Origin of the sequence: Pseudomonas sp. R3-18-08, assembly GCF_003852065.1 — a bacterium.
Classification (GTDB): domain Bacteria; phylum Pseudomonadota; class Gammaproteobacteria; order Pseudomonadales; family Pseudomonadaceae; genus Aquipseudomonas.
In genome coordinates, this window is the sequence record NZ_CP027729.1 from 19,311 (window position 1) to 32,423 (window position 13,113).

Consider the following 13,113-nt stretch of genomic DNA (forward strand, 5'->3'; position numbering starts at 1 on the left):
GGAGGGCATCAAGCTTGCTGGCGATGCTTTTTTTCCAGCTTCTTCTTGATCCGGTCACGTTTGAGGGTGGACAGGTAATCGACAAACAGCTTGCCGTTGAGGTGGTCGCACTCGTGCTGGATGCACACCGCCAACAGGCCTTCGGCAATCAGCTCGAACGGCTTGCCGTCGCGGTCCAGGGCCTTGATCTTCACGCGAAGGGGGCGTTCGACGTTCTCGTAGAACTCCGGCACCGAGAGGCAGCCCTCCTGGTATTCGCCCATCTCGTCGGTCAGCGGTTCGAACTCGGGGTTGATGTACACCCGCGGTTCGCTGCGATCTTCGGAGAGGTCCATGACCACCACGCGCAGGTGCACGTTGACCTGGGTCGCGGCGAGGCCGATACCCGGGGCTTCATACATTGTTTCAAACATGTCATCGACCAACTGACGAACCTTGTCGTCCACTACGGCCACCGGCTTGGCGATCGTGCGCAGGCGCGAGTCGGGAAATTCGAGGATGTTCAAAATAGCCATAAGCGTAATTGCTGCACATGTGAGGTAGAGGCAAATCGGCGGTGGGATGGACCCAGGCAGCCGGTGTGAAACGTTCGAAAGCCGCGAAGGCTATGGCGTTTCACGCGAACGCACATAATAAAGGAGATTGACCCCATGAGGAAATCGCTACTCGTCTTGCTGCTATGGACCCCGTTCGCCATGGCGCTGATCCCCCAGCCCGGCCAGCGCCTGGATCCCTCCACTCAAAAGGCTATCCAGGGCTTCTTGCTGCACAACCGCATACTTGACTCGCCCCAGGACCTGGACAACGCGCCCTATATCGTTGCCGCCGATGCCGGGCGCGTGCTGGGCGCCACGGGTGAACGCATCTATGCCAGAGGCAGGCTGGACCCGACCCAGCCGAGCTATGGGATCTTCCGCCGAGGCAGGGTCTACACCGACCCCAACACTCGGGAATTGCTTGGGGTGAACGCCGACGACATCGGCACCGCGCGCTTTTTGCTGGCTGACGACCTGACCACCCTGGCCGTGCAAAGGGTGACCCAGGAGGTGCGCCCAGGCGACCGTTTGCTGCGCGCCGAACCCGACGTCGGCCTGGCGGACCTGAAAATCCCTGCAGCTGCACCCTTCGTCGAAGGGCACATCATCGACATCCCCAAGGGGGTCACGCAGATCGGCGTGCTGGATACGGTGACCCTGAACAAGGGGCGCCGCGATGGCTTGGTCGAAGGCCAATTGCTTACGGTGATCCGGGCTGGCGCCTCGGTGCGCGATGCGCTTACCGGCAGCCCGACGAGACTCCCGGAGGTTCGCGCCGGCACGCTGCTGGTGTTTCGCACCTATGAAAAGCTCAGCTATGCCCTCGTGCTTAGCGCGTCCCGCTCCCTGGCGGTAATGGATCGTTTCGAGAGCGCCGATCAAACGCAATAAATAGCCTGCTAAATAAGTTACCAACAGAGTTATCCACAGCTTGTTCTGGTCAAGGACGATCAAATGTTTCCGATAAATAGTCATGAAATTTCCCCGGCAGAGCTGGAAGCCCGGCTACGCTTGCACAGGCTGCCGGAATTGGGCCCCCAGCGTTTTCGCGTGTTGATCGAGGCGTTCGGCTCTGCTTCCAAAGCCATCAGTGCACCGGCCAGTGCCTGGCGCGCGCTCGGGTTGCGGACGGTGAGTGCCGATGCCCGGCGCAGTGCGCAGGTTCGCGATGGGGCCAGTGCGGCGCTGGCATGGCTGGCCCGCCCGGCCCAGCATTTACTGATGTGGGACCAGCCTGACTACCCTGCACTGCTCGGCCAGATCGACGATGCACCGCCGCTGTTATTCGTTGCAGGCGACCCGACGCTGCTGGAAAAACCGCAGTTGGCCGTGGTCGGTAGCCGCCGTGCTTCCCGCCCCGGCATGGACACCGCTGCCGCCTTTTCCCGCAGCCTGGCCAGCGCTGGTTTTGTCATTACCAGCGGCCTCGCGCTGGGCATCGATGGTGCGGCTCACCAAGCCGCATTGGACGTGGGTGGTCATACCATCGGCGTGCTCGGCACCGGTCTGGAAAATTTTTATCCACAGCGCCATAAGACGCTCGCCGCCGCCATGATTGCCCAGGGCAGCGCCGTGGTTTCCGAGTTTCCCCTGGACGCCCCACCCCAGGCCGGCAACTTTCCACGGCGCAATCGCATTATCAGTGGGTTGTCCTTGGGTGTCCTGGTGGTGGAAGCCGGCATGGCCAGTGGTTCGCTTATCACCGCACGGCTGGCGGCGGAGCAAGGGCGTGAGGTCTATGCCATTCCTGGTTCCATCCATCACCCCGGCGCCAAGGGTTGTCATCAGTTAATTCGCGATGGCGCGGTGCTGGTGGAAACCATCGAGCACATTCTGGAAGGCTTGCGCGGTTGGCAGGCGCTGTCACGCCCGGCGCCGGTGCCGGTCCTGCATCCGCTGGTGGCCCTGCTGCACGCGGCTCCGCATACCAGCGAAGCCCTGGCGATTGCCAGTGGCCGGCCGCTGTCCCAGGTGCTGGCGACCCTGACCGAGCTGGAACTCGAGGGCCAGGTGATCTGCGAAAGCGGGCGCTGGCTGGCGCGCTGCGAGCGTTTGTAGCGGCTTTTGTAGCTGGGTTTTGTAACGAAGATCGGTAAACTGCCCACAGCTTTAGTTCGGAGGGTAAACAATGGTCAACAGGTGGCGTGTGCTGGAAGCCGCGCGAGAAATTCGCGCAGGTGCGGTGATTGCTTATCCGACCGAAGCGGTCTGGGGCCTGGGCTGCGACCCGTGGAATGAAGAAGCGGTGGACCGTCTGCTGGCGATCAAGAATCGCTCAGTGGATAAGGGCCTGATCCTGGTGGCGGACAACATTCGCCAGTTCGACTTTTTGTTCGAAGACTTCCCCGACACCTGGATCGAGCGCATGGCCAGCACCTGGCCTGGGCCGAATACCTGGCTGGTGCCCCATCAGGACCTGCTGCCGGAATGGGTCACCGGTGTGCATGACACCGTGGCGCTGCGGGTCAGTGACCATCCGTTGGTACGGGATTTATGCGCCCAGGTCGGGCCGTTGATTTCCACCTCGGCCAACCCCCAGGGCCGCCCGGCCGCGCGTACGCGGATTCGGGTAGAGCAGTATTTCCGAGGGCAAGTGGACCTTGTGCTGGGTGGCGCCCTGGGTGGGCGCAAGAACCCGAGCCTGATCCGCGACCTGGTGACAGGGGATGTGGTGCGACCGTCCTGAGACCGAGTCGCGCCCATCGGGGGCAAGCCCCCTCCCACCCTTGACCGAGTTGTCGTGACGAACACCAATCAAGTGTGGGAGGGGGCTTGCCCCCGATGACTTGCTTAAGGCAGCAGAATGGTTGAGCCGGTCGTGCGCCGCGCCGACAACTCGGTCTGCGCTTTGGCCGCATCCGCCAGCGCATAACGCTGGTTGATGTCGATGCGCACCTTGCCACTCTTGATCATCGAGAACAGATCATCGGCCATTGCCTGCAAGTCCTTTGGATTACTCGCATAGGTCGCCAGCGTTGGGCGGGTGACATACAGCGAACCCTTCGCCGCCAGAATTCCCAGGTTCACCCCGTCCACCGCACCCGACGCATTCCCAAAACTCACCACCAAGCCACGCGGTGCCACGCTGTCCAGCGAGGTCAGCCAGGTGTCTTTGCCGACGCCGTCATACACCACCGGCACCTTTTTGCCGTCAGTCAATTCCAGCACGCGCTGTGCGACATTTTCCTTGCTGTAATCGATGGTTTCCCAGGCGCCCAGGGATTTGGCCAGGGCGGCCTTCTCCGGTGAGCTCACGGTACCGATCAACTTGACGCCCAGCGCCTTGGCCCATTGGCAGGCCAGGGAGCCCACGCCGCCGGCAGCGGCGTGGAACAGAATGGTTTCGCCGCCCTTCAACTCATACGTCTGGCGCAACAGGTACTGCACAGTCAGGCCCTTGAGCATGGCGCCGGCGGCCTGTTCGAAGCCGATCTCGTCTGGCAGGTGCACCAGGTTGGCGGCGGGCAAGACATGCAACTGGCTGTAGGCGCCCAGCGGCCCGCTGCCGTAGGCCACGCGGTCGCCGACCTTGAACTGGCTGACGTCACTGCCCACGGCATCGACCACGCCCGCGCCCTCTGCGCCCAGCCCCGATGGCAAGGCCGGTGGTGCGTAAAGGCCGCTGCGAAAGTAAGTGTCGATGAAGTTCAGGCCAATGGCTTCGTTACGTACCCGAACCTGCTGTGGGCCAGGCTCCGCTGGTGTGTAGTCCACATACTCGAGCACGTCGGGGCCGCCATGGGCGCTGAACTGGATACGTTTGGCCATTTGCCTTCTCCTTGGGTCGAATAATACAAAGGCCCCTATCGGACTCCTAAGCTTGATCTTCGTCAACTGCGACGGCATGGGGTGCGGTGGTATCCTGTGCGCCCATTTGCCGCCGACGCCCAATGGCCTCGCGTAGCTTTGCCCGATTCAAGGTGATGCCATGACTACCCGCACCGAGGCTGTTAAAGCCTACCTGCTTGACCTGCAAGACCGCATTTGCAGTGCCCTGGAAACCTTCGAGACGGACACACGCTTTATCGAAGACGCCTGGACCCGGCCTGCCGGTGGCGGCGGTCGCACCCGTGTGATTGAAAACGGTTCGGTGATCGAAAAAGGCGGCGTTAACTTTTCCCACGTGTTCGGCAGCGGCTTGCCACCGTCCGCCAGTGCGCACCGCCCGGAACTGGCCGGTCGCGGCTTCGAGGCGCTGGGGGTGTCGCTGGTGATCCATCCCCATAATCCCCATGTGCCGACGTCCCACGCCAATGTGCGCTTTTTCACCGCAGAAAAAGAAGGCGAAGATCCGGTGTGGTGGTTTGGCGGAGGCTTTGACCTCACGCCGTACTACGGCAATGAAGAGGATTGCGTGCACTGGCATCGCGTGGCCGAGCAGGCCTGTGCGCCGTTCGGCGCGGACGTCTACCCGCGTTATAAAGCCTGGTGCGACACCTATTTCCATATCAAGCACCGCAACGAGCCGCGTGGCATCGGCGGCCTGTTTTTCGATGATTTGAACGAATGGGGCTTCGACACCTGCTTCGCCTTCATCCGCGCCATCGGTGATGCCTATATCGACGCCTACCTGCCGATCGTGCAACGCCGCCAGGCGATGGCCTATACCGAACAGCAGCGCCAGTTCCAGGAGTTTCGCCGGGGGCGTTACGTCGAGTTCAACCTCGTCTATGACCGTGGCACCCTGTTCGGCCTGCAATCGGGCGGGCGTACCGAGTCAATCCTGATGTCGCTGCCGCCCCAGGTGCGCTGGAGTTACGACTGGAAAGCCGAAGCCGGCAGCGATGAAGCGCGCCTCACCGATTACTTCCTGCAGGACCGCGACTGGCTCGGCCTGGCTGCGCCCAAGGCGGTGGAGTGATGGATCGCTATGTCGTCTTCGGCAATCCCATCGGCCACAGCAAATCGCCGTTGATTCACCGCATGTTCGCCGAACAGACCGGCGAGCAACTGGACTACAGCACACTGCTCGCGCCGCTGGAGGATTTCACCGGCTGCGCCCGTGAGTTCTTTCAACACGGGCGTGGCGCGAACGTCACCGTGCCGTTCAAGGAAGACGCTTTCCGGCTGGCCGACACCCTCACCGAGCGCGCCCGACGCGCCGGCGCGGTGAATACCCTGAGCAAGCTGGCCGATGGCACGCTGCTGGGGGATAACACCGATGGCACCGGCCTGGTGCGCGACCTGACGGTGAACGCCGGGCTGAATCTGCAGGGCAAGCGCATCCTGCTGCTGGGCGCTGGTGGCGCGGTACGCGGCGTGTTGGAGCCGTTGCTGGCTGAGAAGCCTGCCTCGCTGATTATCGCCAACCGCACCGTGGAAAAAGCGGAAGTGCTGGCCGAGCTGTTCGACGACCTGGGGCCGGTGTCGGCCAGCGGTTTCGATTGGCTGCGTGAGCCGGTGGACGTGATTATCAACGCCACTTCCGCCAGCCTGTCGGGCGATGTACCGCCGATTGCGGGCAGTTTGATCGAACCGGGCAAGACGTTCTGCTACGACATGATGTACGCCAAGCAACCCACCGCGTTCTGCCGCTGGGCTGAAGAACAGGGTGCTGCGGTAGCGATGGATGGCCTGGGCATGCTGGTGGAACAAGCGGCGCAAGCCTTCTTCCTGTGGCGCGGCGTACGCCCGGAGTCGGCGCCGGTGTTGGCCGAGCTACGCCGTCAGTTGGTCTGACACAAATCAAATGTGGGAGGGGGCAAGCCCATCACTGTAGGAGCGAGCTTGCTCGCGAAAAACGCCCAGGCAACGCGTTCATTCTGAATAAACGCGGGGGCCCTGAGTTCTTCGCGAGCAAGCTCGCTCCTACAAAAAGCCTTAATTGACTGGCATTAGGGCAAGCCCCCTCCCACAGTTTGATCGCGTTCAGTCTTCGAAATGGATGGGGCACTTGTCTGGCCCTTCCAGTTTCTTCAACTCTTCAACCACGTGTGGCCTGGCGCCACGCAACGTCAGGCTACGTCCGTGCCCCTTCAACCGCCGCGCTTCCTGATGCAGCATCTCCACCCCGGAATAGTCGATAAAGTTGATCTGCTGTGACTCGATCACCACCCGCTCGCCCTGCAGACTTTGCAGGCGCACTTGCAGGTAGTGGCTGGCGCCAAAAAAGATCGAGCCACCCACTCGCAATACATCCTCGTCACCGTCGCGCCACTGCTGAATGCGCGGTTGCGAAGTGCGCTTGAGGTAGAAAAACAGCGACGCGAGCACTCCCGCATAAATCGCCGTTTGCAGTTCCAGCAGCAAGGTGGCAATACACGTCAGGCCCATCACCACAAATTCGGCGCGGCTCACACGGAACAACGCACGGATGCCTCGGCGGTCCACCAGCCCCCAGCAGATCAGCAGGATGCTCGCCGCCATGCTCGGGATCGGAATGTGTGCGATCAGCCCCGCGCCAAACAGCGCGAACAGCGCCACCCAGAGCGCGGAAAACACGCCGGCCAATGGCGAGCAGGCACCCGCCTCATAGCTGAGGCCGGACCGGGTGAAGGAGCCCGCCGACACGTACCCGGAGAAAAATCCGCCGATGATATTGGATAAGCCCTGGGCTCGGACTTCCTGATTGGCGTCGAGCAATTGCTGGGAACGGGCCGATAGAGAACGGGCAATCGACAGGCTGGTCACCAGCCCCAGCATGCCCACTGCCACCGCACTTGGTAGCAGGCGCAGGATCGTATCCAGGTCCATTGGCAATGGGCGCAAGGGCGGCAGCTGGCCGATAAACGCACTGACCAACGCCACATGCCCGAACAGCGCCGGCCACAGCCAGGCGGCCAGGCTGCCCAGGACCAGGGCGATCAACAGGGTCGGCCAGCGTGGCATCAGGTATTTGAGCAGCGCGCCCACCAGCAAGGTGCCCAAGCCCAAGGCGAGCGAGGCGCGGTCCCACTCGCCGGCATGCTCGAGCAGCGCCAGCAGACTGTTGATGGCGGTGGCCTGGCTCGCAAGCTCCAGCCCCAGCAGGTTGGGCAACTGGCCTAGGGCAATCACGACGGCGGCGCCGAGGGTGAAACCGAGTACCACGGAATGGGAGACGAAATTCACCAGCGCGCCGAAGCGCAGCATGCCCAAGAGCCACTGGAAAACGCCGGCGAGGAAGGTCAGCAGCAGGATCAAGGTGACGTAATCCTGGGAACCCGGCACCGCCAGCGGGCTGATACTGGCGTAGAGCACGATGGAGATCGCCGCGGTAGGACCGCAGATCAGGTGCCAGGACGAGCCCCACAGGCAAGCGATCAATACCGGAACGATGGCCGCGTAGAGCCCGTATTCTGGTGGGAGCCCGGCGATCAGTGCGTAGGCAATCGACTGCGGCAGCGCAAGTACCGCGCCGCTGAGGCCGACGACGGCATCCCGGCCCACAGTGGCGCGGGTTTGGCGCGGCAGCCAACTGAGGAAGGGGAATAGTGTGTGGCGGTTGGGCCGGGGCATCGCAGGCTCGGATTCAAGGGTTGGGCTCAGGTTATCAGTACACACAGGTCCTTGTGGGAGGGGGCTTGCTCCCGATAGCGGTGTGTCAGTCACCAGATGTATTGACTGAAACACTGCTATCGGGAGCAAGCCCCCTCCCACATTTGGATCGTGTGTGTCTTAGAGGTTGGCTTTTACCGCTGCCAATGCATCCTTGCCATCAATGGTTTTCACACCTTCCAGCCACTTGTCCAACACCGCCGGATTGGCCTTGATCCACGCCTTCGCGGCGTCCGCATTGCTGACCTTGTTGTTCACCACGTCAGCCATGATGCTGTTCTCCATGGCCTGAGTGAAACTCAGGTTGGTCAGCAGTTTCCCCACATTCGGGCAGGCTTGCGCATAACCCTTGCGGGTCAAGGTGTAGACGCTGCCGGTGTCACCAAAATACTTCTCGCCGCCCTTGAGGTAATGCATTTTCAACTGCACGTTCATCGGGTGCGGCGTCCAGCCGAGGAAGGTGACGAATTTCTGCTTTTTCACCGCCCGTGACACTTCCGCCAGCATCGCCTGCTCACTCGACTCGATCAGCTTCCACTGGCCAAGCGCGAAGTCATTTTTCTTGATGATCTCCTGCAGCGAGATATTCGCCGGTGCGCCGGAGCCGATGCCGTAGATCTTCTTGTCGAACTTGTCGGCAAATTTATTCAGATCGGCAAAATCATGCACGCCGGCTTCCCACACGTAGTCCGGTACGGCGAGGGTGAACTCGGTGCCGTCGAGGTTCTTCGCCAGTTGCACCACCTCGCCGTTCGCCACGAACTTGTCATAGAAGCCTTGCTGCGCCGGCATCCAGTTGCCCATGAACACGTCGACCTGGCCGTCCCTGAGCCCGCCGAAGGTAATCGGCACTGCCAGGGTGTCGACCTTGGCCTTGTAGCCCATGCCGCTCAGCAGAAAACCGGTGATGGCGTTGGTCGCCGCGATATCGCTCCAGCCGGGGTCGGCCATTTTCACCGTTTCACAACTGGCGTCCGCGTAGGCATTGGCGCTGCTCAACGCCAGAATGCCCAGCACAACCGTTAATTTTTGCATGGCCTTCCCTCTGTATTTATTGGTTTTGGCAGGGTTGTGGATAACGTGCCTTGCGCTCCAGGTCGTCGAGGTCGATATGGTTGCGCATGTACTGCTGACTGGCGTCTACCAGGGGCTGGTGATCCCAGCTCTTCAGCTTGCCGTGGGTCAGTGCCTCGAATACCAGGCGACGGCGGCGTTGGCTGGCGAGCACCTGCTGGTGGATCGCCGGGATGTCCCATTTGGCCCGCGCTTCGTTCAAAAACGCCTCAAACAGTGGCCGGTGTTCCGGTGACTGGCTGAGGTTCTCCCGCTCGTGCGGGTCGTTGTGCACATCGAACAGCAGACACGGGTCGTCTTCGCTGTAGATGAATTTGTAGGCGCCTCGGCGAATCATCATCAGCGGGCTGATGGTGCCTTCGGCCATGTATTCGCCAAACACTTCGTCATGCCCGCCCTCGCCTTTGAGGTGCGACAGCAGCGAGCGGCCATCCAGTGGCAGGCGTGGGTCCAGCTCGCCGCCGGCCAATTCCACCAGGGTCGGCAACAGGTCGGCGGTCGACACGGCCTGGGTCACGCGGCGCGCCGCGAATTGCCCTGGCGCACTGACCAGCAGCGGCACGCGGGCGGCCATCTCGAACCAGTGCATTTTGTACCAGAGGCCGCGTTCGCCCAGCATGTCGCCGTGGTCGCCGGAGAAGATGATGATGGTGTTATCCGCCAGCCCCGTGTCTTCCAGGGTTTGTAGCAGCTTGCCGACGTTGCTGTCGATGTAGCTGCACGCGCCGAAATAGGCACGGCGCGCATCGCGGATTTTATCCACTGGCAGCGGCTTGTCCCACAGGTCGTAGACCTTGAGCAAACGCTGGGAGTGCGGGTCGAGATCGCCCTGTGCCGGCGTTGCAGGCAAGGGGATGTCGGCGTCGTCGTACAGGTCCCAGAACGGCTTGGGAATGGTGTAGGGGTCGTGGGGATGGGTCATCGACACGGTCAGGCAGAACGGTTGCTCGCCGTCTTCGCGGATATGATCGAACAGGTATTGCTGGGCCTTGAACACCACCTCTTCGTCGAAATCCAGCTGGTTGGTACGCACGCACGGCCCGGCTTGCAGCACGGAGGCCATGTTGTGGTACCAGGTGGGGCGTACATCCGGTTCATCCCAGTTCACCGCCCATCCGTAGTCCGCCGGATAGATGTCGCTGGTCAGGCGCTCTTCATAACCGTGCAACTGGTCGGGACCGCAGAAATGCATCTTGCCCGACAGCGCGGTGCGGTAACCGAGGCGCCGCAGGTAATGGGCGTAAGTGGGTACATCGGCCGGGAAGTCTGCCGCGTTGTCATAGGCGCCGATCTTGCTTGGCAGCTGGCCGCTGACCAAGGTAAAGCGCGAAGGCGCACACAGCGGGCTGTTGCAGTAGGCAGCGTCGAAGACCACGCCGTGTTCGGCGAGGCGGCTCAGGTTCGGCAACTTGATCGGGGAAGATCCGTAGAAGGGCAGCATCGGTGCGGCCATTTGATCGGCCATGATGAAAAGAATGTTCTTGCGCTTCATGGGTTCTCGGCATTCCATAGGCAGTGTTTATGCGAATGAGCATGCAGCCCGCGCAAAGCGTGGTAAAGCCCATGAAGAGCAATGTCTAGGATAAGCACAGCTTATGTATGAAGCGCTTGGCGACCTCTCCCTCGACCTGCTGCGCGCGTTCGAAGTGGCGGCGCGTCAGCGCAGTTTCACTGCCGCCGCGATGGAGCTGGGCACCACCCAGCCGGCCATCAGCCAGCAGATCAAACGCCTCGAAGAGCAGCTGGCGATCCGCTTGTTCGACCGCATCTACCGTGGCATCGAGTTGACCGAAGCGGGCGCCCTGCTGTTCGAACACGTCCAAGCCGGCCTGCACGCCATTAACCTGGGCCTGAGCACCGTCACCGAGCAAGACCAGCACGAAGTGCTGCAAGTGGCCACCGACTTCGCCTTCGCCGCCTACTGGCTGATGCCGCGCCTGCATCGTTTCCACCAGGCCAACCCGCAGGTGGATGTGAGCCTGGTGACCAGCGAGCGCAACCACGCCAGCCTGCGCAGTGACATCGACGTGGCGGTGCTGTTCGGTGACGGACGCTTCAAGCAAGGCGACAGCCTGTGGCTGTTCAACGAGGAAGTGTTCCCTGTGTGCAGCCCGCAGTGGCTCAAGCACCAGGCCACCGCGCTGACGGTGCAGACCCTGCCGGACTACCCGTTGCTGCACTTGCGCCAGGAAAACAACCGCCACTGGTTCGACTGGGCCGGCGTGTTTCGCGAGCTGGGAATCAGCGCCGCGCCCACCCCTGGCCAATTGCGCTTCGACAATTACACGCTGCTGATCCAGGCGGCCATTGCCGGCCAGGGCGTCGCGATCGGCTGGCGCCACTTGGTGGATGACCTGCTGGAGCAGCAGTGGTTGTGCCGGCCGATCAGCGACACGGTGATCTCGCGTTTCGGCTATTACGTGGTGCAGCCCCAGCGCAAGCGTCGCCGGCAGTTAGTCGAACGATTTGTCGATTGGCTGGTGGCGGAGCAGGCCAGCAGCGCACAGTCATTGACCGGGCTGGCCCTGCCGTCAATTGCGGTCTAGGATCGCTGCACAGTGGAACCGGAGTCCGGCATGCAACGTATCAAGGGCTATCACGCCCATATCTACTTCGACGCCAGCACGATCGACCAGGCGCGCACCTTGTGTGAAGACGCAGCTGCGCTCTTTCCGCTGCGCATGGGGCGCGTGCATGAGCGTCCGGTAGGCCCGCATCCGGACTGGAGTTGCCAGCTGGCGTTCGAGCCGGAATACATCGGCGTGGTGCTGCCCTGGCTGGCGCTGCATCGCAATGGCCTGGTGGTGTTCCTGCACCCTGATACTGGCGATGACCTGAAGGACCACACCGATTACGCGGTCTGGATGGGCGCGATGCGCGAGCTGGATTTGTCTATTTTTTAACCGTTATGTGCTGACGCAACTCGCCTCTTCCTAAGGATGTGTAAGATTTTGCGCGCTTATCTCCCAATATATGGGACTGTTATTTATATATTGAGATATTACCAGGCATAGGTTTATATTCGCCCATCTGCTTTTTTCAGCACCCACTCATTTCAGGTGAAGCGATGCAGGCGCAATTGATCGCGCTCGATTGGGGAACCAGCTCCCTTCGTGCTTACAAACTAGGCCCCGCCGGCGTGGTGCTTGAACAACGCTCACTGCCCTGGGGCATCATGCATTTGCCCAGCGAACCGCGTGACATCGCGGGTATTCGCTGCAGCAATGGCTTTGAGTTGGCATTCGACAGCGCCTGCGGGGATTGGCTCGACGCCCAGCCCGAACTGCCGGTGATCGCCTGCGGCATGGTGGGTAGCGCACAGGGTTGGAGCGAAGCGGCTTATCGCAACACCCCGGTGGATGTCGCCAGCCTGGGCCAGGCACTGCACAAGGTGCGCAGCATGCGTGGCGTCGATGTGCATATCGTGCCGGGCGTGATCGAACAGGTCGGCCTGCCCAATGTGATGCGCGGCGAAGAAACCCAGGTACTCGGTGTGCTGCACGGGCTCGCTACCGACGTACTGATCGGCCTGCCGGGCAGCCATTCCAAATGGGTCGAGGTGGTCGAGGGCTGTATTACGCACTTCGACACGTTCATGACCGGCGAGCTGTTCGCCATATTGAGCAAGCACAGCATCCTGGGACGTACCCAGCAATCATCGGAACATTTCCACACCGAGGCGTTTGACCGAGGCGTGGCTGTCGCGCTGTCGGCGGACGGCCAGCGCGGCGTGCTCTCGACCCTGTTCAGTGCCCGCACCCTCGGGCTGACCGCCGAACTTAAGCCTGAGCAGCAGCCCGACTACCTGTCCGGCCTGCTGATCGGCCATGAACTCGCCGGTTTACCCGACAGCGCCAAACGCAAGCCGATCATCCTGGTCGGCGCCGCCCCTCTCTGCGCCCGCTATCAACGCGCCCTCGCCCAGTGCGGCTTCGCCCACGTCAGCCTGGCGCAGGAAGCCAGCGAGCGCGGCTTGTGGCAACTGGCCGAGGCGGCCGGGCTCACTCAACCTGTAACGGAGGCCTGA

Annotated in this window: 13 protein-coding genes; 8 read left to right on the forward strand and 5 right to left on the reverse strand. The window is 61.9% G+C overall.

What is annotated here, in order from left to right; genetic code table 11:
• Nucleotides 1-8: 8 nt before the first annotated feature.
• On the reverse strand, nucleotides 9-515 hold the full coding sequence (def, locus tag C4J92_RS00085) for a peptide deformylase (protein ID WP_005783383.1): 507 nt from the start codon (nucleotides 513-515) through the stop codon (nucleotides 9-11).
• Nucleotides 516-650: 135 nt separating this feature from the next.
• Here def and C4J92_RS00090 point away from each other — a divergent pair, with 135 nt between their 5' ends.
• From C4J92_RS00090 to C4J92_RS00100, 3 genes are all read left to right on the forward strand, one after another.
• Nucleotides 651-1,427, forward strand: a complete 777-nt coding sequence (locus tag C4J92_RS00090) for a peptidoglycan-binding protein (protein WP_124402562.1) — start codon at nucleotides 651-653, stop codon at nucleotides 1,425-1,427.
• Nucleotides 1,428-1,490: 63 nt separating this feature from the next.
• Complete coding sequence (gene dprA / locus C4J92_RS00095; protein WP_124402563.1) at nucleotides 1,491-2,594, forward strand: DNA-processing protein DprA; 1,104 nt, start codon at nucleotides 1,491-1,493, stop codon at nucleotides 2,592-2,594.
• Nucleotides 2,595-2,664: 70 nt separating this feature from the next.
• A complete protein-coding gene (locus C4J92_RS00100; RefSeq protein ID WP_124360590.1) occupies nucleotides 2,665-3,222 on the forward strand; it encodes an L-threonylcarbamoyladenylate synthase in 558 nt (185 codons plus the stop codon).
• Nucleotides 3,223-3,326: 104 nt separating this feature from the next.
• Here the strand turns inward: C4J92_RS00100 and C4J92_RS00105 are convergent, their stop codons facing one another.
• Nucleotides 3,327-4,304: an NADPH:quinone reductase gene (locus tag C4J92_RS00105; RefSeq protein ID WP_124402564.1), complete on the reverse strand. Its 978-nt coding sequence runs from the start codon at nucleotides 4,302-4,304 to the stop codon at nucleotides 3,327-3,329.
• Nucleotides 4,305-4,464: 160 nt separating this feature from the next.
• On the opposite strand from C4J92_RS00105, the gene hemF reads away from it, so the two are divergent.
• Together hemF and aroE are read left to right on the forward strand one after the other, a co-directional pair.
• On the forward strand, nucleotides 4,465-5,397 hold the full coding sequence (gene hemF, locus C4J92_RS00110; RefSeq protein WP_124402565.1) for an oxygen-dependent coproporphyrinogen oxidase: 933 nt from the start codon (nucleotides 4,465-4,467) through the stop codon (nucleotides 5,395-5,397).
• On the forward strand, nucleotides 5,397-6,215 hold the full coding sequence (gene aroE / locus C4J92_RS00115) for a shikimate dehydrogenase (RefSeq protein ID WP_124402566.1): 819 nt from the start codon (nucleotides 5,397-5,399) through the stop codon (nucleotides 6,213-6,215). The genes hemF and aroE overlap by 1 nt, the downstream gene beginning before the upstream one ends.
• Nucleotides 6,216-6,404: 189 nt before the next feature.
• Here aroE and C4J92_RS00125 read toward each other — a convergent pair whose 3' ends face one another.
• The 3 genes from C4J92_RS00125 to betC form a co-directional block, all read right to left on the reverse strand.
• Entirely contained in the window at nucleotides 6,405-7,973 is a 1,569-nt protein-coding gene (locus tag C4J92_RS00125; protein WP_124402568.1) for a SulP family inorganic anion transporter, read from the reverse strand.
• 159 nt (nucleotides 7,974-8,132) lie between these two features.
• The gene (gene choX, locus C4J92_RS00130; protein ID WP_124402569.1) at nucleotides 8,133-9,047 is read right to left on the reverse strand and encodes a choline ABC transporter substrate-binding protein; all 915 of its coding nucleotides are present in this window, start codon (nucleotides 9,045-9,047) and stop codon (nucleotides 8,133-8,135) included.
• Nucleotides 9,048-9,063: 16 nt separating this feature from the next.
• The gene (betC, locus tag C4J92_RS00135; RefSeq protein WP_124402570.1) at nucleotides 9,064-10,578 is read right to left on the reverse strand and encodes a choline-sulfatase; all 1,515 of its coding nucleotides are present in this window, start codon (nucleotides 10,576-10,578) and stop codon (nucleotides 9,064-9,066) included.
• A gap of 103 nt (nucleotides 10,579-10,681) precedes the next feature.
• On the opposite strand from betC, the gene C4J92_RS00140 reads away from it, so the two are divergent.
• From C4J92_RS00140 to C4J92_RS00150, 3 genes are all read left to right on the forward strand, one after another.
• Nucleotides 10,682-11,632 (forward strand): LysR family transcriptional regulator, encoded by a 951-nt coding sequence (locus tag C4J92_RS00140; RefSeq protein WP_124402571.1) that lies wholly within the window; start codon nucleotides 10,682-10,684, stop codon nucleotides 11,630-11,632.
• Between the two features lie 30 nt (nucleotides 11,633-11,662).
• On the forward strand, nucleotides 11,663-11,989 hold the full coding sequence (locus C4J92_RS00145) for a DOPA 4,5-dioxygenase family protein (protein WP_124360599.1): 327 nt from the start codon (nucleotides 11,663-11,665) through the stop codon (nucleotides 11,987-11,989).
• A gap of 164 nt (nucleotides 11,990-12,153) precedes the next feature.
• Nucleotides 12,154-13,113, forward strand: a complete 960-nt coding sequence (locus C4J92_RS00150) for a 2-dehydro-3-deoxygalactonokinase (protein ID WP_124402572.1) — start codon at nucleotides 12,154-12,156, stop codon at nucleotides 13,111-13,113.

Bases quoted from the DNA above. Each gene is read 5' to 3' on its own strand.
- C4J92_RS00140 (WP_124402571.1), top strand. From the start codon at position 10,682: ATGTATGAAGCGCTTGGCGACCTCTCCCTCGACCTGCTGCGCGCGTTC.
- aroE (WP_124402566.1), top strand. From the start codon at position 5,397: ATGGATCGCTATGTCGTCTTCGGCAATCCCATCGGCCACAGCAAATCG.
- dprA (WP_124402563.1), top strand. From the start codon at position 1,491: ATGTTTCCGATAAATAGTCATGAAATTTCCCCGGCAGAGCTGGAAGCC.
- C4J92_RS00125 (WP_124402568.1), bottom strand. From the start codon at position 7,973: ATGCCCCGGCCCAACCGCCACACACTATTCCCCTTCCTCAGTTGGCTG.
- C4J92_RS00100 (WP_124360590.1), top strand. From the start codon at position 2,665: ATGGTCAACAGGTGGCGTGTGCTGGAAGCCGCGCGAGAAATTCGCGCA.
- C4J92_RS00150 (WP_124402572.1), top strand. From the start codon at position 12,154: ATGCAGGCGCAATTGATCGCGCTCGATTGGGGAACCAGCTCCCTTCGT.
- choX (WP_124402569.1), bottom strand. From the start codon at position 9,047: ATGCAAAAATTAACGGTTGTGCTGGGCATTCTGGCGTTGAGCAGCGCC.
- hemF (WP_124402565.1), top strand. From the start codon at position 4,465: ATGACTACCCGCACCGAGGCTGTTAAAGCCTACCTGCTTGACCTGCAA.
- C4J92_RS00105 (WP_124402564.1), bottom strand. From the start codon at position 4,304: ATGGCCAAACGTATCCAGTTCAGCGCCCATGGCGGCCCCGACGTGCTC.
- C4J92_RS00145 (WP_124360599.1), top strand. From the start codon at position 11,663: ATGCAACGTATCAAGGGCTATCACGCCCATATCTACTTCGACGCCAGC.
- C4J92_RS00090 (WP_124402562.1), top strand. From the start codon at position 651: ATGAGGAAATCGCTACTCGTCTTGCTGCTATGGACCCCGTTCGCCATG.
- betC (WP_124402570.1), bottom strand. From the start codon at position 10,578: ATGAAGCGCAAGAACATTCTTTTCATCATGGCCGATCAAATGGCCGCA.
- def (WP_005783383.1), bottom strand. From the start codon at position 515: ATGGCTATTTTGAACATCCTCGAATTTCCCGACTCGCGCCTGCGCACG.